This is a genomic window from Mucilaginibacter sp. OK098, from assembly GCF_900142915.1.
Taxonomy (GTDB): domain Bacteria; phylum Bacteroidota; class Bacteroidia; order Sphingobacteriales; family Sphingobacteriaceae; genus Mucilaginibacter.
Genome location: NZ_FRCM01000003.1, coordinates 355903 through 375161 on the forward strand (window position 1 = coordinate 355903; position 19259 = coordinate 375161).

The following is a 19259-nucleotide window of genomic DNA, read 5'->3' on the forward strand; positions in this document are numbered from 1 at the left end:
CAAATTAGGTATAGTTATATTCATTTACAAACACTTAAGTAAAATGATACCATTGTGCTACCATTTGATATCATCGTGCAAATGGGCGGCCCCATCCTAAGCCTAAATTAGCACTACCAATTAAAACTAAAAAACATGAGTATTATTTCAAAACCCACTTTTAAAGAAAAGTACGACAATTTTATTGGCGGCAGATTTGTGCCGCCGGTCAAAGGCGAATATTTTGACAACATATCCCCTATTGATGGCAAGGTTTTTACCAAAGCGGCCCGATCAGGCAAGGAGGACATTGAGCTGGCTTTGGATGCAGCTCACGCAGCTTTTGCCACCTGGGGCAAATCATCAGCAGCTTACAGAGCATCTGTGCTAAATAAAATTGCTGATGTGATTGAAGAAAACCTGGAATATTTAGCCGTTGTTGAATGCATCGACAATGGCAAAGCTATCCGCGAAACACGGGCTGCTGATCTTCCTTTGGTTGTTGATCACTTCCGCTATTTTGCAGGCGTGATCCGCGCCGAAGAAGGTGGCATTTCTGAGCATGACGAATATACAGTAAGCATTTGCTTACATGAGCCGATCGGCGTTGTCGGGCAGATCATCCCCTGGAACTTCCCGTTATTAATGGCAACCTGGAAAATAGCCCCTGCGCTGGCAGCCGGTAATTGCTGCGTGGTAAAGCCGGCCGAACAAACGCCAACATCCATAATGATCCTGATGGATCTGATAAAAGATATTCTGCCGCCGGGTGTATTAAATATAGTTACAGGGTTTGGCCCCGAGGCAGGTAAGCCATTGGCGTCATCGCCACGCATTGCCAAGGTGTCATTTACCGGCGAGACCACTACCGGGCGCTTGATCATGCAGTATGCATCAGAGAATTTGATCCCGGTTACGATGGAGCTGGGTGGTAAATCGCCAAATATTTTCCTTGAATCTGTTGGCGATGCCGATGATGAGTTTTTTGATAAGGCAATAGAAGGTGCTGTTTTATTTGCCCTTAACCAGGGTGAAGTTTGTACCTGTCCGTCGCGCATTCTGGTGCACGAAAACATCTACGATAAATTTATATCGCGCGTAATTGAAAGAACAAACGCCATTAAAATGGGCAATCCAATGGACAGTGAAACCATGATGGGTGCGCAGGCTTCAAATGACCAGTACGAAAAAATTCAATCGTATCTCAAAATAGGGAAAGAAGAAGGCGCTGAAGTACTTTGCGGCGGCGAAATAAAACACATGGACGGTGAACTTGCGGGTGGTTATTACATCCAGCCAACATTATTTAAAGGGCATAACAAAATGCGCATTTTCCAGGAGGAGATCTTCGGCCCGGTAGCCTGTGTTACTACTTTTAAAACCACCGAAGAAGCTATCGCGATAGCAAACGATACCCTTTACGGGCTTGGCGCCGGGGTGTGGACCAGGGATGCCCATGAGCTTTACCAGGTTCCGCGTGCTATACAGGCAGGCAGGGTTTGGGTAAATAATTACCATGCCTATCCGGCACACGCACCTTTCGGCGGATACAAAAAATCGGGATTTGGACGAGAGAATCATAAAATGATGCTCGGCTATTACCGCCAAACAAAAAACATGCTGATTTCATACAACAAAAATAAACTGGGCTTTTTTTAGTAATTAATTGGTTAGCACATGCATGGGGATTAAACTACCTTGTGTGTGTGCTTTTATTATCTTAACTAAATAAGCATCATGACAAAAAGAGTGTTGGTAATGCCCGAAGCATCGGCCCTGATAAAGGAATTAAAAGGCCGTTTCGGCGATCTGATGTTTCACCAGAGTGGCGGATGCTGTGATGGTTCATCGCCCATGTGCTTTGAAAAAGGCGAATTTAAGCTGGGCGGCAGTGATGTAAAGATAGGAACCATTGATGATTGCGAATTTTGGATGAGTAAAGACCAGTTTGAATACTGGCAGCATACCCAGCTTACCATAGGCATTACAAAAGGCTACGGATCGAGCTTTTCCATCGAGATCCCTACAGGGTTCCGCTTCATGATCCATTCCCGGTTATTTACTGATGACGAACTGAAAGACCTTGAACCGGTTTCATTTTTTGAGGATTAAAATTTTAGATCAATCACTCTTCACATAGCCCTAACAAATTTTAATACCCTGTGTTGTAAAAAGCAAAAGGCGTATTTATGAAAGATCTTGTAGAAGAATGGTCAGGACGGATCCAACCGTTTGCCTGGAATTTAATTATAGTTGGCCTGGCTATAGTGATTGGCTTAGTTGTTAAATTCATTATTAAGGCCGTCCTTAACTATAATAAAAACCATACCGATTATTCCCTGTTCCGTAGTATCATTACGCATTTCAGCCGCCCAATGAACCATTTTGTGCCACTGCTGATGCTGAACCTGATGGAACCCTTAATGGTGCTTAGTCCGCAGTACGATCTTATATTAAGCCGCACGGTTGAAATTGGCCTGATCATATCTTTCGCCATCGTATTAATAAGCGCCATCAATATTTTCGAGGATTATGTTTATCATACTTATGATTTGAATAAGGACGATAACCTGAAAGAGCGAAAAGTTCGTACGCAGATGCAGTTTGTAAAACGATTACTGGCATCTGTTATCATATTTATTACCATCGCTATCATCCTGCTTAGCTTTGATAACGTGCGTAAAATTGGCGCGGGGCTGCTTACCGGGGTAGGTATTGGCGGGATAATTATCGGCTTTGCCGCACAAAAATCATTGGGGAATTTGCTGGCGGGTTTCCAGATAGCTTTTACCCAGCCCATCCGGATTGATGATGTTTTGGTTGTGGAAGGCGAATGGGGCCGGGTGGAGGATATAACGCTTACTTATGTAGTGCTTAACATTTGGGACCAGCGGCGGCTGATATTACCTATAAATTATTTTATTGAGAAACCCTTTCAAAACTGGACACGAACATCATCCGAAATATTGGGAACTATTTTTTTGTACCTTGATTATAACACACCTGTTGATACGTTGCGGACAGAATTCGACAGGTTGCTTACCACCACTACTTTATGGGATAAGCGTGTAAAAGTGATCCAGGTAACTGATGCAAAAACCAATTGTATTGAAATTCGCGTATTGGTTAGTGCCCGCAACTCCTCACAGGCGTTTGATCTGCGCTGTTATATCCGCGAAAACCTGGTAAAATTTGTAAAGGATAATTACCCGGAAAGCCTGCCGCTAAACAGGCTGGTTATGAAAAATGTTGATCTTATTAAGCCTGAAACACCTGGCAATTTATAAAGCTTCTACGGTTTTGAAGTAACGCTTGCTTTCAAATCAATTTGCTCTGTTTTTGCTGATATGCTCCTGATTATATTATCCAGTTCATTGGCGCAGGTGAGCAGATGGTCTAACAATTCTTTTTCTTCGTCATCATTGTTAGGGAAATCCTTTATCAGATCAACAAGCCCAATGATTTTTGTAAGCGGCGCCCGCACAACATGCGATTGCATCCAGGCGATCTCCAAAAGCTTTTTATTTTGTTTTTTAATAGCAGATTCGGCATTCTTAAGATCGGTAACATCCAAACCGATACATTGCACTTCAACAGCTTCGCCGTTTGAATTTGTTAGGCCTATAAAATGCCATAAAGTTGGTTTTACGCCGCCTGCTTTATCCAATTTATCAATTTCAACCTGGAATACTTTGTTGGGTTTTTTAACGCACTTCTCTATCATTTCCTCCACAAGCTGATGATGATATGGCTGAACGGTGAAAGATGAATCAATGTCTGTAATTTTTTTATTTTTTAAGATCCAGTCAAAGTCTTCAATATACTTTTTGTTGAAATAAGTAAGCCTCCCATCCAAACCAATCCGGATCACATAGTTGGTTTGCGAATCTGCCAGGGTACTCAGCCGCGACTCGCTCGATTGCAATTCTTGCTCCGTTTTTTTACTTTCCGTAATATCCAAACAAGCGCCAATCATTTCCAGCGGCATCCCGTTTGTATCGCACTTTAGCTTACCCCATGATTTTAAATACCGCATTTCCCCGTTAGGTCTTATTATGCGTTCTTCAAATTCAACATCTTCCCTGGTTTTCAATACATTGGAAATGATGTTATACACCCTTTCCTTGTCTTCCGGGTGCAGCATTTCCTGGTATCCTTCAAACGTAGCTTTAAAGTCTTTTTTGTTTAAACCGTATATCGCATACAAACTGTTTGACCAGCTTACTATATTATTTTGTACATCCCAATGCCAGTTTCCAAAGTGTGCCAGTTCCTGGCTTTGGGTCATCAAAACGCTTGTTTCGGCTATTATTTCGGCTTTTTGCCGGTTCTCTAAAATAATTTTTAAAATGGCCGTTACCCTTTCAATAACTTTTAATTCTTCTTCATTAGGCTTTTTGGGCTCTTTGTAATACATCCCCAATGTTGCAATCACTTCACCCTCAGAAGTAACAACCGGGTGCGACCAGCAAGCGCGCAGGTCATATTTCAGCGCTATCTGTTTGTGATCAGTCCATCTTGGGTCGGTTGCAATATCGCTTACAATTACTTTTTTCTTTAAATAAGCGGCTGTTCCGCACGATCCGCTGTTTTCACTTATCGGGAGGCTTTCTATTGCTTGTATGTATGATATTGGCAATGATGGGGAGGCCCAGTTATAAAGCCGGTTATTTTTTACCTGAAGAATAGAGCACAGCATTTTTGGAAACAGCGCCTCTATACCGCTAAGGTAATAGGATAAGATCTCCTGAACGGTTACATGATTTTTAGAATTTAATTCCAGTACATTTTTTTCCAGATTTTCCAGGTTGCTCAGTCTCCTGGTTGCCGTTATATCCAGCATAAGCCCGCGCAGCCATTTCGCCTTTCCCCCCTCTTTAACTATCGAAACAATATCTTTTATCCATACGGTACCGCCATCGGCCTTTATCATCCGGTACTCAAATGTATAGCTCTTGGCCGGCCGTGATTTTAAATTGTAATAATTTAAAACCTCTTCCCTGTCTCCGGGGTGGATATGGTTTTCCCAAAAACGGGGTTGCGCCAGCCACTCTTTTGGCGAAAAGCCTAAAATCTGCTTTACATGGTCGCTTACAAAAGTAAACCGTAAAGTATCCGCATCTGCCTCCCAAACTATCCCTTCAATGGTTTGCAATAACGAGTAAAGTTGGTTCCGGGATTCTGTTAAAGCCTGCTCTGTATCTTTCCTGGCAATAAAATCATGCGTATGATCGGTAATTGAACGCAGGATGAATACGATTTCATCATCATCGTTCAGGATAGGAATATTATCTATCTCCCAATATTTCACTTTTTTATCAAGCGTTCCGGCAACAGGTACCTCATATTTTCGAAGCGCTATTTTATCCGGTTTTTTTTGAGCCATAACAACGTCAAGTGATTCTATCCATCCGGGGATCTCATAATATTTATCACTATAAAAAACCTCAAATAACCCCCTCCCTATCGACTCCTCACGTGTAAATTCATTCAATTTAACATAGGCATCGTTTACATCAACTATTGAAAAATGGGGCGCATCAGGAAGCAGGATCATCATTGGTGATAATGACGAGTTGAATATTTCTTTCAGGTATTTTTCACTTACCATACATTTATTGGGTTCAGGTATTATTTAATGTTGATTAGTTAGTCATTGGTATAATTTTAAGGATTAAAATCTGCGTGAAAACACAATTAGTTTCAAAATACCCATATTTACCATACCACTAAACTAGCTATTAACAATCAGGTTAATAAAAATACAGATAAATAGTTGATTGGTAATATTTTCAATATCTATTTTTTTAGTTACCCGTTGTTTTTAATTTCCAATATATAAATGTTACCGCGTTAATAATTAAAAAACAATTTTCCCCCTTTCGTTTTTATTCGCATTTTTACGGCTCGGCATTATTCTAAATCAACACATTAAGCAATAACAAAACAATGGGTAAAGTAATTCTTGTAACCGGTGCTTCATCCGGGATAGGTTTGGCCTGCGCTACAGCGCTTCAGGCAAAAGGGCATACGGTTTATGGTTCATCCCGCGATCTGAAACGCATCAAATCGGTATCATTTAAACCTATTGAACTGGATGTTACTGACGATGCATCGGTAAACGCTGCCATTGATAAAATTATTAAAGCCGAAGGCCGCATTGATGTGCTGGTAAACAACGCCGGCAACGGTGTTACCGGTCCGGCTTACGCCATGCCGGTTGAAAGCGCTAAAAAACAATTTGAAGTTAACTTTTTTGGCGTAGTACGCGTTAGCAGCGCGGTGCTGCCGCATATGATAGCCGTTAAAAACGGCCTTGTTGTAAACATCAGCTCATTGGCCGGGCTATTTGGCTTGCCTTATCAGAGCATGTACAGCGCATCAAAATATGCTATTGAGGGATACTCCCAAAGCTTGCGGATGGAGTTGCGCAATACGGGTGTTAAAGTAACGCTTATTAACCCCGGAGACTTTAAATCAGACTTCACCCAAAATCGTGAGAAAGTTGCTTTCCCGATAAAAAACGAAATGCTGGAGAAAGAATATAATGCCGCTGTTGCTGCCATGGAAAAGGACGAAAGCATAGGCGCCAGTCCGGACTTAATAGGCAAAAAACTATGCCAGATAGTTGATTCATCAAGCCCGGCACATCGTTATTTGGTTGGAGCATTCGGACAAACAATTGCCAAAACTTTAAAACACGTATTGCCTGGTGGCTTGTTTGAAAAGTTGATGAATGACCATTACGGGATAAAATAGTTTATAATAAAAAATACGTTCCTGATCAGACTTACGAAGTTTTGAAAACTTCGTAAGTCTTTTTTTTGCTCTTTTTTTATAAAAATTGCGTCTCTGCATCCCTCTCAAAAAATAAAATTTAAAATTCTGCTAAGTTTTCCAGATACTGTGCGACTAATTGCATAAACAATATTTTTTTGAAAGATCAATTTCTTAAACTCATTGCCGAAAACCAGGGCCTCATCTATAAGGTTTGCAATATGTATTGCAACAATAAATTGGATAAGGAAGATCTTTTCCAGGATATAGTGCTGCAGCTTTGGCGATCGTATCCTGTATTTAAGGGCGATTCAAAAGTATCAACCTGGATGTACCGCATTGCAATTAACAATGCCATTACCCGGTTAAGAAAAGAAACCAGGCGCGAAAAATTTGCCGGTCTGGATGATGAAGCGTTCCATGTGGCAGCAGCCGGAAATGATAATGTTGATGAAGATATAGCTCAAATGTATGAAGCTATAAAAAAACTTACTGAAGTTGAGCGCGCATTAACCATGCTGTACATGGATGATTGCAGCTATAAAGAAATAGCAGAGATCCTGGGTCTTTCAGAATCAAACGTGGGGTTTAAGCTTAACAGGATAAAGGCAAAATTAAGAACACTTATTAATATTGGATAATATGGAACTGGACGATTTTAAAGCGCACTGGAACACTATCCAGCAAAAAGAATTTAAGCAACAAAAACATACACCTGAAACATTAAACCCTATACTTATGAACGCAACAAACACCTTAGGCCAGTTACACGAAAGAAATGTTTACTGGGGCAAACTTGGTAAAGTGATCTGCACAGCGCTGATCGTAATGCTTTTAATGATCTTGCCCGGACACTATTTCTTTCCGGATAAAAATACCACTTTTAGCCAGGCTGTGATATATGTAGCTATAATGATAATTTATGCCCTTGTAACCATATGGGTTTATAAACGACAGCAAAATATTTTCACTATTTACCGCAGCGAAAATCTGAAAGAAACGTTAACCAAAACAATAGCTGAATTTAAAAGATTTTATGTGCTGATGAACGTTATCTACCTTTTTCTTTACCCGGTATATTTTTATGCTTTCCTAAAATTGTTTATTAACTCCTATTGGGCAATACCAACAAACATTGTGCTAATGCTTTGCGGTGCTTTAACTATCGTATCATTAATAGGAAGCCATATTTATTATAAAATAAAATATTTCAAGAGGATAGCCTCCTTAGAAGCCGATTTGGCAGAGTTGAATGAAGAATAAGTGCAGATAATAAAAACTCCGTGTTGCTCTGTGCTTTCTTTGCGGACTCTGTGGTTAAAAATAAACCGCAGAGTACACAAAGATCACAGAGACCAAATATTATTTTAAGTCATTTTTAGATTTAAGACAACCTCTTTTTAGCTCTTATTTTGATGATATTTATAATGCAATTGCTTCAATGTTTCTGTTGAGTCATCATCAGTTGAGATCCCATAGCCCGACACAAATATTCCCTTTATACCCGATGCCGAAGCCAGTGCATAAACCGTAGCCTCATCAGCCGGATCAGAAGGGCCTTCATAACGATACAGGTCAACTATCTCAAATTCATCTGCCGGAAATTGTTGCTCGCCTGCCACAAAATGATTTTCCTTTAAGTTCAGATCAAGCGTATAACCCTGTTTTTTAAGTTGCTCAATGGCTTCTGTAACAGTGTCGTAATGGAATTTTTGTTTCATGGGAGATGGCTGAATATGATAAGGGTAAATTTAGGGATAAATTTGGAAATAGCTTTCAACGTTTATCCTTGTTAACTACATCTTAATCCCTAATTTATTTATGCTTCCTAACCATCCAGTTTTTCTTCCTTTTTTGTATTAAGTTCTTCCTTATTTATCTGTATCCGGTTTTTTGCCTGATGAGCGGATATTAACTGCCTTATTCAATAGATCGAACCAAAAACCTGAACTAAGCTGCAATGCAAATGAGGTTATTATTATGCCCAATAATTTTAGAAGTATTGCGCTGAAACCGTGCCATTGCCTGTTAAAGTCATCCCTTCCGGTATATCCAAGGTTGTACCCTGAATTTTGCTGCAGGAACAGGGTAAGATCTTTAGCCTGTTTAATATTCCTGTTAAGGTTATTGCTCGTATCTTTTGGCGTATTCGTATTCTTTATGGTTGCTGCAGCTGTTTTAACAGCTTGCTCACGGCTAACGGATATTACGCCATCTTTGGTTGTAATACTCACTGTTCCGGAATCAACTTTTATGTTAGAGATCTGTGCCGCCAGGTTACCCACTGTCTGATCCAGTTTTTTGGTATCTGCCAGCTGGTCCTTTACAATCTTAATGGTATCAAGGTTCAGGAAGAAGGCCAGGATAAAAGCAATTATCCAGGTAATCATCCTTATTTTCCTTTTATAAACGCCACCTGCCCTATCCATGGCATTATTATAAAATGCTTCCAGGCTCTTTTCAAAATCATTGATATCGTTACTTACCGAAGCAGCAATGTCGCTCAGTACCTTTTGAAATTCAGGCGGTAGTCCTGACCTCATAATGGCTGCCTGCAGGCGGCCCTGTTTATAATTATCTGATCCTATTTCACCAATTATAGCAAGCACAAAGTTTTTAGCCGGGATATAAGATGGGTATTTATCAGTGGCCTTCATCAACGACTGGATATGTGGGCTGGTAATGAGTTTGGTTTGAACAAAATCGCACCATGCCGGGCTAAAAAGCAAATTCTCGAGTGCTGTTTTCAACGCGTCAGGCCGCAGGCTCAACGCGCTGGCAATACCTTCGTTAATTGAGGATATAACAAGGCTGCCCACAAAATAAATGAACGACAGCAGGATAACAAGATCAATTACTGTTGAGTTGAACATGATAAAAGGGTTAAGCGCCTACTCTGTAAACCCCTTTTCGGCTTTCCGGGGTGTTGTTTATATGGGTGGCATCAAAGGCCGTTATTGCGAGGACAGAATTCCTTTAAGTGGCTGCTATACAACCCTTACTTACGCTATAAAAGTAATAGGAATATGGTTTAGTATATACCGTAAAAACACGCTATTTTATAGCGTAAAACTACTTTATCATCTGTAAGTTAGTTGGATACCAACGTTTGTTAATGGAGAATAATTTAAAAGCTTCTAACAACAAATTCCTGCCATTTCAAATCTTCTTCCGAGATTAGCTTTATGCAACTGTTTACCATAGCTTACGTCCACCTTGAATTTATCCGCAAAACATTGCTGGTGCTGCCCGGCGTTACGGAGAAACTGTGCTTTGACACACCGGCGTTTTATGTAAATAAAAAGTATTTTGCACGGCTAAAAGAGGATGGTGAAACCCTGGTGCTGCAAACGCTGCAACGCGACAAGTGGATAACGGCAAATCCGGATGCCTTTTTTATAACTGACCATTATTTTAATTACGATTACATGCTCATCAACCTTAAAACCGTATCGCCGGATGACCTTACAGCATTGTTGCTAACTGCATGGCACAACCGGGCCACTAAAAAGTTAATAAAGGAATATGAGGAAGGGCAAAACATAAATAACATTTAACATGATTACCTCAACCAAAAATGCTGAACATTATACCTGGGGCGAACAATGCGATGGCTGGCATTTGTTAAAGTCGGCCACGCTAAGCGTGATCCAGGAACGCATGCCTCCCGAAACTGGTGAGCAGCTACATTATCATCACCATGCGCAACAGGTATTTTACATCCTATCCGGCATTGCCACTTTTGAAGTTGAGGGAAAACTAAGTACTGTTCTGGCTAATCAATCAATCCATATCCTGCCAAATACAAAACATATGATTTTAAATAAGGGTAATACTGATCTGCATTTCCTGGTAATATCTGAACCAAAGGCACACGGAGACAGGGTGAATTTATAATTACAATTAATACTTAAAGGCGTCAATGCAAGGCTGGGCGGTGTTAAAATAAATCTTCTCAACTAAAACTTATTCTCCTTTTGGCATATTATACATGGTAAAAAAAACTACCATGAAAAGATTATATTTTCCGTCGCTCATTTTATTGATGCTTTGCTTAAGCAGTTGCTCCGTAATTGCCGGCATATTTAAAGCTGGAGCTGTTGTCGGTATTATTGCAGTTATAATTGTTATTGCTATTATTATCTGGATAGCCTCGATGTTCAGGAAATAAATTACCTTATTTTTTTATTATCCTGAACATAGTAAAGAACTATCACTTGAACTTTAGCGAAAAAGCTTATACTTCATTACTGTTCAGGATAATAAATAGAACAATTACACTGCTTTTGGCAGCTTATAATAAGTATAGTACGATACCGAAAGTAATACCAAAAACACTACGGGCATTATCCTTATGGAAACAGGATCGCCGGAAGCGGTATGGGCAATAAAGGCTGATATAAATGTGATAGCAAACCCTGCATAGGCCAATTCCTTTATTCTTGAGCTAAGTGGTGTGATGATCAATATAGCGCCGATAAGTTTAGCAACGGCCAGCTCAATCCTGAAATATGATGGAAATCCCAGGTGGTTAAATGCCTGTGTCATGGCGGGTTGGGTTAAATACGCATAGGCGGAATAGGTCATCATTAATGCAACAATTGAAGTGGTGACCCAGTAAGTGATTTTTAAAGCTTTCATTTTCTTTTTTTATTTGAGAACAAAAGTAATTACCTTTACTATCAAAAGAATAGTACTATCCCAAAGGATAGCGCTATCCTTTGGGATAGTACTCAATATTATGGAAACACATTTTGGAAATGAAGCACACAGCCCCGAGGCCTGTAATGCCAGTGTAATGGCTGTAAAAGATGCCTTGTACGTTTTAAATGGGAAGTGGAAGTTGCCATTGATAGTTACCCTTTCAAACGGGGCGAAACGCTTTAACGACATCCAGCGTTCGCTTGACGGCATAACACCAAAAATTCTTTCAAAAGAATTAAGGGAGCTGGAAATGAATGAGTTTGTTACCCGCACAGTTTTCCCCACCACTCCTGTTAGCGTAATGTATGAGCTTACGCCTTACAGCCGGTCATTAGATAAGGTAGTTACAGAATTGAAAAACTGGGGTATGCAGCACCGTGAACGGATTATAAAAGGGATACGGAAAGCGTCTGCAGCCTGATCCCTTCAATAAAAAATCCCGCTTTTTAAGGGCAGGACTTTCATTTTATAGGTAGATATTTAAATTATGATTTTACATGCGGCGACAAGTCGAAAGGTACAACTACCTTAAAGCTTACATTACGCCCCATATTAAAGATCCCCGGCTGAACGCCAGCCGGTACATTTGCATTATCGAAATACTTCAATCGGCTCATGTTCGACTGGTAGTTTACATTACCCAGGTTGGTGCCTTCAATAAACAATTTGATAACTGTTTTTCCGGCTGAGTTTACCAGCTCGCTACCTATCCCTGCACTTAACAGGTTATAGCCGGCAGTGTAGGTTTCTGTTCCGTATGCCGCAAAAAAGCGGTTCTGTGCGCTAAAGTGATCAAACCCTACAAAGGCATATACATTTCTGAAACTGCCGAACCCTTTGCTGAAATTCCCTTTCAGTTCTGAGTGAGTATGCAGTGGCGGGATAAAAGGAAGATACTTTAAGCTGTCTGCAACTTTGCCGCCTGTACCCAGGTTTTGACCGTAGGTTAATGCAAGTGAGTTTTCAAAATGCAGCCATTTAAGCGGATGGATGTCGAGGCTGAATTCGCCGCCATTTATCCTTGCCTTGCTCTGCACATAGGTAAAAGTATTATAGCCCTGCGTAATAACGGGCGAGCCATCGGCATTAAGCTCCTGCTGCTGAAAGATATAGTTTTGGATATTATTGTTAAATAATTCAACACTAAATGAAACGTTTGGCAGGGTAAGGAAAGCGCCGATATCTTCTTGTGTGCTAAACTCCGGTTTAAAATTACTGTCGCCTACATGGTAGATCTGCGAACCCGGATCGGGGCCATTTGCTGAAAGCTCGGCAATGCTCGGCGCCCTGAAACCGCGGGCGATGTTCGCTTTTAACAAAAATTTGTCTGAGAAATTATAAGCACCGCCAAAGCTTCCGTTAAATCCTGTAAATGTTTTATTCAGGGCAGTAAATTGCGGAACTACGTTAGGGGCGTTATTAGGATCTGCTCCGGTGTACAATTGCGGATATTTTCCGGCAAGCGTATCAATATAAGCCGCCTGGCCGTGGAATGAACGGCTATCAAACCTGGCGCCTGCCGAAAGATCAAGCTTGCCAAAGCTTTTCTTCACGATCAGAAACGGACCAATATCAAACTGGTGATAGGCCGGGATCGGGAAATCGGTAGCATCGCCTATGGTATTATTTTGGTATTGTCCGTTTATGCCGGCTGTGGTTTCATAACCTTTTCCAAGGTCAAAGTTGTATTTAACATCATAAGTATAGGTGCTGAGGTGAAGGTTTAAGCCTGCTACATCAGCATCTTCTGGGTGGGTATATTCCCTGCGGTGGCTATACTGGTAACCCAAATTAACAATAAGGTTTCCACTGCCTAAATTAAAATTACTGTTATTATAGATGCGGTAAAGCTGTACATGCTGATGCAAAACCGGGATGTTGTATGAATTTAATTCGGATGGAGAAACTATCTGACGCGATAGGTCGGCTTCTGTAATCTGTTTGGTAAACTTACGTGTTAGCGAATCGCGGCTGCCATCAGGAATCGCCTGCTGGTCATCAAATAATGAGAAATTTAAATACGATGTTCCCCATGCCTTGTTAAGGCCTACCATAAAACGTGCATCCTTTTCTTTAAAGTTTGTGGCATATACCCTGCCATCATGCTGATTCTGGTAATCCTTTGCTTCTTTGGCGGATAAGATGGTACCCCAAACCAGTCCGTTTTGATTGCCATATAGCCTGAACGAGCCATTCAGCAAACCATTATTAGTACCGTAAGTACCCTGTACCGATCCCAGGATCTTACCATCAGCAACCGGCGACGGCGTAATAAGGTTTACAACTCCGCCAATAGCATCTGACCCGTAGGATAAGCTGGCCGGTCCTTTAATCACCTCAACACGGTCAATAGAGTTTTGATCTACCTCAATACCGTGCTCATCACCCCATTGCTGGCCTTCCTGGCGGATTCCATCCTGCAGGGTCACTACACGGTTATAACCTAATCCATGTATAAAAGGTTTAGAAACGTTTGGCCCGGTTGTTACTGCGCTAACACCCGGCAAATTGGCAATCATATCAATAACGTTTCCCGCTGCCGAACGCTGATCAAGGTAAGTTTTACCCACAGCCACCATTGGCACAGGATCACGTTTTATTTCAGTTGCTTTGCTCACACCGGTAATAACTACCTCTCCGGCTTCAATTGACGATGCTTTCAGCTGAATATCAAGTGTTGTTGTTTTTGAGAAATCAACCTTTTGGTTGTAGGTGGCATAACCTAAATACACTACCTGCACCAGGTAAACGCCTTTAGGCAATTTTTCTAATGTATAATGGCCATTTACATCAGTAATAGCGCCACGCCTCAGGTCGGGTATATTTACAGTTGCGCCTATAACCGGTTTCCCATCAGCTTTATCAGTTACAGTACCGGAAATAGTACCTGCATCATCATCTTTTTTTATTTTTATAGCAGCATGCGCAATTATAGTACTTGATATAAGTACAAATAACAGGCTTAATATTCTTATCTTATATTTCATTATAGTATCCTGGTTGATATTGAAAATTTGATCCGGTTCATTAATTGTTTATTCTATCAGACTGATATTAGTCCAAAAAATTACATTAAATCAGATGATCATTACTTAATGCGTAGAAAGCGTTTTAGCTTTTAAGTTTAAACTGAATAATTGGCAAAGGGTGGGGCACGACCACCGGAGAGTACAAGCGCTAAACTTGTAAAATTATAAACGGGAGATTTGTAAACATAGTTTGCAGCGGCAACCGAAGAAAAGTTTACCTGGCCGGCCATTACCATACTGTTATGATGCATGGCATCGCAGAGCTGGCATTTTTCGGTAAGGGTTTGTTTGGGCTGCTGTTGATTTGCTGAATAAGTTTGTTTTGCTCCCTGGATCAGCTTATGCTGGTGAGCATATACCATATACTGGCCTGCTACAAAACAGATCAGCAAGATCCACGATTGGACAATATGGTATTTGTTTTTTTTCAAACTTTCAGTTACCTTTTTACAGTAAGTTGCAAACTTAGACAATTAAAATTTTAAAGAAGGTAACATTCTTGTTTAAATGCAACAAAATTGCTATTCGTAAAAAGTTCATAGCTGATGGTTCATAGTTCATGGGAGAAGAAAAGAAAGATTAGGCTCTTGGCTTTTTGTGTGCGTACACTTTCTTTTGCCGGTTATTTAAACAGTGGCTTCACATCTTAAAAAGTTTGTTGAAAGGAATAGCGTTAGAATTATTTAGATGAAGCGCCCAGAGGCATCGCCCCGACCTGTATTGTAACAACGGATTTTAATCCGTTGACGATATAAAGGGTAACAAAAAGAACAGTATGTTCGATCCATTTACATCATATTGGCCGTGCCTATGGCACTTGGTTTGGTGAGTTTTATCTGCGCTGGGTTAAAACCCAGCGTTACAAAATATTTCGAGCCCATGGCTCTATAAAGAACCATCACGCAAAATGACACAAGTACCCAAAACTACAACTTACCATCACCCATGAACCAACGGACAATTGCAACCGCCATGAACGATCAGCAGGCTTTTTGAGATGGAGTATTCAGAGGCATCGCCTCGGCCTATCTTGTAACAACGGATTTTAATCCGTTGATGATGTAAAGAATAACGAAAAGAACAGTATGTTCGATCCATTTATGCCATATTGGTCGTGTATATGGCACTTTGTTTGGCGAGTTTTATCTGCGCTGGGTTAAAACCCAGCGTTACAAAATATTTCGAGCCCATGGCTCTATAAAGAAATACCACGCAAAGCGACATAGAGTCTTAAATTGCTACTTACCATCATCCATGAACCAACAGCCAATTGCAGCGGCCATGAACTATGAACCATCCACTATGAACTGCCTCCATTAACTTTTTACTATGAACCATCAACTATGAACCATGAACTACCTTATATTTGTTCCCGTGAAACCTGCAGAGATCAATTTAAAATGGAGCGCATTACAACAGCGGATTGCTGATGAGTTTGATAATGAAAAACCGGATATAAAGGTAATGCTATTCCTTATTGGGGTGCAGGAGCTTGGGCAGGGCCCGCGCAAGTTCAGCAAGCGTCAAAAGGAAGAGCTGATGCATATAGCCAACTGCAAACTGTTTAGTATGATGGGCTTTTATGAGCTGGAGGGACTGGACCAGGATGGCTGGCCGCACTGGAAACGGGTAGGCGTTATCCCTAATTATACCCTGCTTGAACAGGAAATGGTGTTGAAATCATTAATAATTGATTACTTCCAGGAGTTGGGATTGGTGGAGTGAGGAGAAGCCGGAAAAGTCCGGAAGTCCGAAAGAAGCTGCGGTTGGTTAATGGGTATGTGTGTTCTTTATTGTTAACCCATCCCTGTCTGGCGGCTGGCTGTGAGGACACAGCCAGTGGGGATATGAATAAAACAACCTGTCATTGCGAGGTACGAAGCAATCGCATGCTATACAGAGCGAATAGAAAGGTGTAAAACTTGCATTGGCGGTTGTGTACGGCGTGCGGTTGCCACGCTACGCTCGCAATGACAAGGTTTTTAGTTGTTTTTTGAATAACAAAATCACAAATATGAAAAAACTGTTTACTACTGCCCTTATTTTACTGGTTATTACCACCGCTTTTGCCAAAGGACCAAAAAACCAGTATGTGCGGATAAAAACCAGCTATGGCACTTGTATAATCCGCCTGTATAATGAAACCCCAAAACACAGGGATAACTTTATCAAGCTGGTAAAAAAGGGGTTTTACAACGGAACATTGTTTCACCGGGTGATCCAAAACTTTATGATCCAGGGTGGTGATCCGGATTCGAGGGACACGACTAAGGCAAAACCCGGCGCCGAGCTTGGCAATGGGGATGTTGGCTATACTATCCCGGCCGAATTCAGGGATAGTCTTTTCCATAAACGCGGCGTATTGGCAGCAGCAAGGGATGATAACGCAGCAAAAGCATCAAGCGGGTGTCAGTTTTATATTGTTGAAGGCAAACGCTTTACCGATGGCAAGATGGATACCCTGGAAAATACACGCTTAAAGGGATTTAAAATACCGGCCTGGCAAAGGGAATATTACAAGTCAGTTGGGGGCGCGCCACATCTTGATCATGGCTACACCGTTTATGGCGAAGTAGTGTCAGGCATTGATATGGTTGACAGGATAGCCGCTGTTAAAAAGGACGGTAATGACCGTCCAACAGAAAACGTAGCCATGACGGTTGAATTGCTTAGTAAAAAAGAATGCAATCAATTGGATGAATTACTTTTCCCCGAGGCCAAATAAAATTTAAAATCCGAAATCGAACATCCGAAATCCGAAATGAAAATCATCACCTATAACGTTAACGGCATCCGCTCGGCAATAAACAAAAACTGGCTGGCATGGCTGCAGGCAACCGATGCAGATGTAGTTTGTTTGCAGGAAATTAAGGCAACGCCTGATGTACTTACCGACTTAAAATTGGTTGAAGACCTGGGTTACGAGCATTACTGGTACCCTGCCGAAAAAAAGGGATACAGCGGTACAGCCATCTTTACCAAACAAACACCAAAACACATTGAATATGGCTGCGGCATCAGCGACTATGATCGCGAGGGGCGTAATATCCGGGTTGATTTTGATGAGGTATCCGTGATGAGTGTTTACTTTCCATCGGGCTCAAGCGGGGATGACCGACAGGCTTTTAAATATCGTTTTTTAGATGAATTTGGCCGCTACCTGGAGTTGCTGCAATCACAATGCCCAAAGTTGGTTGTATCCGGCGATTATAATATTTGCCACAGGCCAATTGACATCCATAACCCAAAATCAAACGCTAATTCATCCGGATTTTTACCAGAAGAGCGGGAATGGATGGAGAATTTTATTGAGTCGGGCTATATTGATACCTTCCGTCATATGAATAAGGAACCGCATAATTATACGTGGTGGAGCTTCCGGGCAAATTCGCGCGCTAAAAACTTAGGTTGGCGGATTGATTATAATATGGCTACCCGCACGCTGGAAGGGAATATTAAAAGAGCCGCTATATTGCCTGAAGCAAAACATTCAGACCATTGCCCGGTGCTGTTGGAGCTGGAGTTTTAGCGTGAATATTCGTGCTTTTTTGAGCGTCATTGCTGTAAAAGTCAGATAATTTGGCAACAGAATTAGATTTGAAATATAATCTAATAAGTTATGCCAATAAAAACAAACGACAATCGGTTTCAGCAGCGCTACCTGGATAAATATCACTTTATGATCAAAGAATATGAGTTGGTCAAATCAAAGCAGCATCCAAAGTTTAAGTTTGCGAAGGAATTTTACCATGTGCATGATACCGACCCGCGCAATTTTCTGCGGTATTATAATAGGTTTAAACAGTCGGGAAAAGAGATTGACCTGCTACCGGGTAAACGTGGCCCTAAGTACCGTACGCGCCGGCCCATCCGCTTCATAGAGAACAAGGTGCTGGAATTGCGTGAAAAGGGTAATAGCAAATTAGAGATCGTAGATATTCTTAAACCGAAATTACATAAATTCACCCCATCTGCGTCCGGGGTATATAATATCTTAAAGCGTTACCAAAAGAACCGCTTAACACCCAAACTTAAGCAGAACAAACGTAAGATCATTAAAGAACGTATGGGACAGTTAGGCCATATTGATTGCCATCATTTAAGTAAAAGTGTTATTCGGGGGCAAAACCGTAAGCTTTACCTGGCTTGCCTGTTAGATGATTATTCAAAGCTCGCCTGGGCAGAGGTAACGGAAGACATCACGGCTCTGAGTGTAATGTTTGCGGCTCTGAAATGTATGAACTACCTCAATAATGAATATAGTATTAAGTTTGAGGAGATCATATCTGATAACGGCCCCGAGTTTGGGCCTGCTCAAAGTAAAAAAAAGCATGGACATCCTTTTGAACGATTACTCATCGAACTGGATATCAAACACCGTTATACACGTCCATACAGACCACAAACCAACGGCAAGGTCGAGCGTTTCTGGCGGACTTTAAAAGAAGACTTGATTCACGAAACGGACTTTGATTCGCTTGATGAATTAAAAGACGAGTTATTGCAGTATTTAGTTTATTACAATAATGAGAGGCCACATCAGGGTATTGATGGAAAAAAACCTAGCGAAATGGCCTCCCTAAACAACAAAAAATAATACTAATTCTATTGCCAATTTATCAAACCTTTACAATTGCGAGGTACGAAGCAACCGCTGCGAAGGACAATCAATGCACCTTAATGCTGATGGACCTTACAGCCGCTGATTGGTGGCCACATAACTAATTGCTCAATTACATGCATAGTTCAGAGATTGCTTCGAAGCCGGTT

The 19259-nt window shown here is 41.1% G+C and carries 20 protein-coding genes; 14 read left to right on the forward strand and 6 right to left on the reverse strand.

Annotated features, from left to right (window positions below; translation table 11 throughout):
- Positions 1–135: 135 nt before the first annotated feature.
- The 3 genes from BUE31_RS11750 (at position 136) to BUE31_RS11760 (ending at position 3266) form a co-directional block, all read left to right on the forward strand.
- Positions 136–1638, forward strand: a complete 1503-nt coding sequence (locus tag BUE31_RS11750) for an aldehyde dehydrogenase family protein (RefSeq protein ID WP_073403619.1) — start codon at positions 136–138, stop codon at positions 1636–1638.
- Positions 1639–1716: 78 nt separating this feature from the next.
- On the forward strand, positions 1717–2091 hold the full coding sequence (locus tag BUE31_RS11755) for a DUF779 domain-containing protein (RefSeq protein WP_073403621.1): 375 nt from the start codon (positions 1717–1719) through the stop codon (positions 2089–2091).
- 77 nt (positions 2092–2168) lie between these two features.
- On the forward strand, positions 2169–3266 hold the full coding sequence (locus tag BUE31_RS11760) for a mechanosensitive ion channel family protein (protein WP_073403623.1): 1098 nt from the start codon (positions 2169–2171) through the stop codon (positions 3264–3266).
- Positions 3267–3271: 5 nt separating this feature from the next.
- On the opposite strand, the gene BUE31_RS11765 is transcribed toward BUE31_RS11760, so the two are convergent.
- On the reverse strand, positions 3272–5590 hold the full coding sequence (locus tag BUE31_RS11765; RefSeq protein ID WP_073403625.1) for a PAS domain-containing protein: 2319 nt from the start codon (positions 5588–5590) through the stop codon (positions 3272–3274).
- 338 nt (positions 5591–5928) lie between these two features.
- On the opposite strand from BUE31_RS11765, the gene BUE31_RS11770 reads away from it, so the two are divergent.
- The 3 genes from BUE31_RS11770 to BUE31_RS11780 all read left to right on the forward strand — a co-directional run bounded on the left by BUE31_RS11770 (position 5929) and on the right by BUE31_RS11780 (position 8019).
- Positions 5929–6738, forward strand: a complete 810-nt coding sequence (locus tag BUE31_RS11770) for an SDR family oxidoreductase (RefSeq protein WP_073403627.1) — start codon at positions 5929–5931, stop codon at positions 6736–6738.
- A 176-nt stretch (positions 6739–6914) separates the two neighbouring features.
- Positions 6915–7397, forward strand: a complete 483-nt coding sequence (locus tag BUE31_RS11775) for an RNA polymerase sigma factor (protein ID WP_073403629.1) — start codon at positions 6915–6917, stop codon at positions 7395–7397.
- Between the two features lies 1 nt (position 7398).
- Positions 7399–8019 (forward strand): hypothetical protein, encoded by a 621-nt coding sequence (locus BUE31_RS11780; RefSeq protein WP_073403631.1) that lies wholly within the window; start codon positions 7399–7401, stop codon positions 8017–8019.
- A 137-nt stretch (positions 8020–8156) separates the two neighbouring features.
- Here the strand turns inward: BUE31_RS11780 and BUE31_RS11785 are convergent, their stop codons facing one another.
- Both BUE31_RS11785 and BUE31_RS11790 read right to left on the reverse strand, forming a co-directional pair.
- Complete coding sequence (locus BUE31_RS11785; protein ID WP_073403633.1) at positions 8157–8477, reverse strand: hypothetical protein; 321 nt, start codon at positions 8475–8477, stop codon at positions 8157–8159.
- A gap of 150 nt (positions 8478–8627) precedes the next feature.
- Positions 8628–9629 (reverse strand): hypothetical protein, encoded by a 1002-nt coding sequence (locus tag BUE31_RS11790; protein WP_073403635.1) that lies wholly within the window; start codon positions 9627–9629, stop codon positions 8628–8630.
- 312 nt (positions 9630–9941) lie between these two features.
- On the opposite strand from BUE31_RS11790, the gene BUE31_RS11800 reads away from it, so the two are divergent.
- The 3 genes from BUE31_RS11800 (at position 9942) to BUE31_RS31315 (ending at position 10927) form a co-directional block, all read left to right on the forward strand.
- Complete coding sequence (locus tag BUE31_RS11800) at positions 9942–10313, forward strand: MmcQ/YjbR family DNA-binding protein (RefSeq protein WP_073403639.1); 372 nt, start codon at positions 9942–9944, stop codon at positions 10311–10313.
- Between the two features lies 1 nt (position 10314).
- A complete protein-coding gene (locus BUE31_RS11805) occupies positions 10315–10653 on the forward strand; it encodes a cupin domain-containing protein (RefSeq protein ID WP_073403641.1) in 339 nt (112 codons plus the stop codon).
- A gap of 112 nt (positions 10654–10765) precedes the next feature.
- On the forward strand, positions 10766–10927 hold the full coding sequence (locus tag BUE31_RS31315; RefSeq protein ID WP_200801913.1) for a hypothetical protein: 162 nt from the start codon (positions 10766–10768) through the stop codon (positions 10925–10927).
- 104 nt (positions 10928–11031) lie between these two features.
- Here BUE31_RS31315 and BUE31_RS11815 read toward each other — a convergent pair whose 3' ends face one another.
- Positions 11032–11397 carry a DoxX family protein gene (locus BUE31_RS11815; protein ID WP_073403645.1) on the reverse strand — a complete coding sequence of 122 codons (366 nt, stop codon included), beginning with the start codon at positions 11395–11397 and terminating at the stop codon, positions 11032–11034.
- A gap of 100 nt (positions 11398–11497) precedes the next feature.
- On the opposite strand from BUE31_RS11815, the gene BUE31_RS11820 reads away from it, so the two are divergent.
- On the forward strand, positions 11498–11881 hold the full coding sequence (locus tag BUE31_RS11820; RefSeq protein ID WP_073403647.1) for a winged helix-turn-helix transcriptional regulator: 384 nt from the start codon (positions 11498–11500) through the stop codon (positions 11879–11881).
- 64 nt (positions 11882–11945) lie between these two features.
- Here BUE31_RS11820 and BUE31_RS11825 read toward each other — a convergent pair whose 3' ends face one another.
- On the reverse strand, positions 11946–14447 hold the full coding sequence (locus BUE31_RS11825) for a TonB-dependent receptor (protein ID WP_073403649.1): 2502 nt from the start codon (positions 14445–14447) through the stop codon (positions 11946–11948).
- A gap of 137 nt (positions 14448–14584) precedes the next feature.
- Positions 14585–14920 carry a hypothetical protein gene (locus BUE31_RS11830; protein ID WP_143167096.1) on the reverse strand — a complete coding sequence of 112 codons (336 nt, stop codon included), beginning with the start codon at positions 14918–14920 and terminating at the stop codon, positions 14585–14587.
- A gap of 943 nt (positions 14921–15863) precedes the next feature.
- Between BUE31_RS11830 and BUE31_RS11835 the strand changes: the two genes are divergently transcribed.
- From BUE31_RS11835 to BUE31_RS11850, 4 genes are all read left to right on the forward strand, one after another.
- Complete coding sequence (locus BUE31_RS11835; protein ID WP_143167116.1) at positions 15864–16214, forward strand: hypothetical protein; 351 nt, start codon at positions 15864–15866, stop codon at positions 16212–16214.
- Positions 16215–16503: 289 nt separating this feature from the next.
- Positions 16504–17214 (forward strand): peptidylprolyl isomerase, encoded by a 711-nt coding sequence (locus tag BUE31_RS11840; RefSeq protein WP_073403655.1) that lies wholly within the window; start codon positions 16504–16506, stop codon positions 17212–17214.
- Between the two features lie 36 nt (positions 17215–17250).
- A complete protein-coding gene (locus BUE31_RS11845; protein ID WP_073403657.1) occupies positions 17251–18018 on the forward strand; it encodes an exodeoxyribonuclease III in 768 nt (255 codons plus the stop codon).
- A 90-nt stretch (positions 18019–18108) separates the two neighbouring features.
- Complete coding sequence (locus BUE31_RS11850) at positions 18109–19086, forward strand: integrase core domain-containing protein (protein WP_073403659.1); 978 nt, start codon at positions 18109–18111, stop codon at positions 19084–19086.
- The last annotated feature ends 173 nt before the right edge of the window (positions 19087–19259 follow it).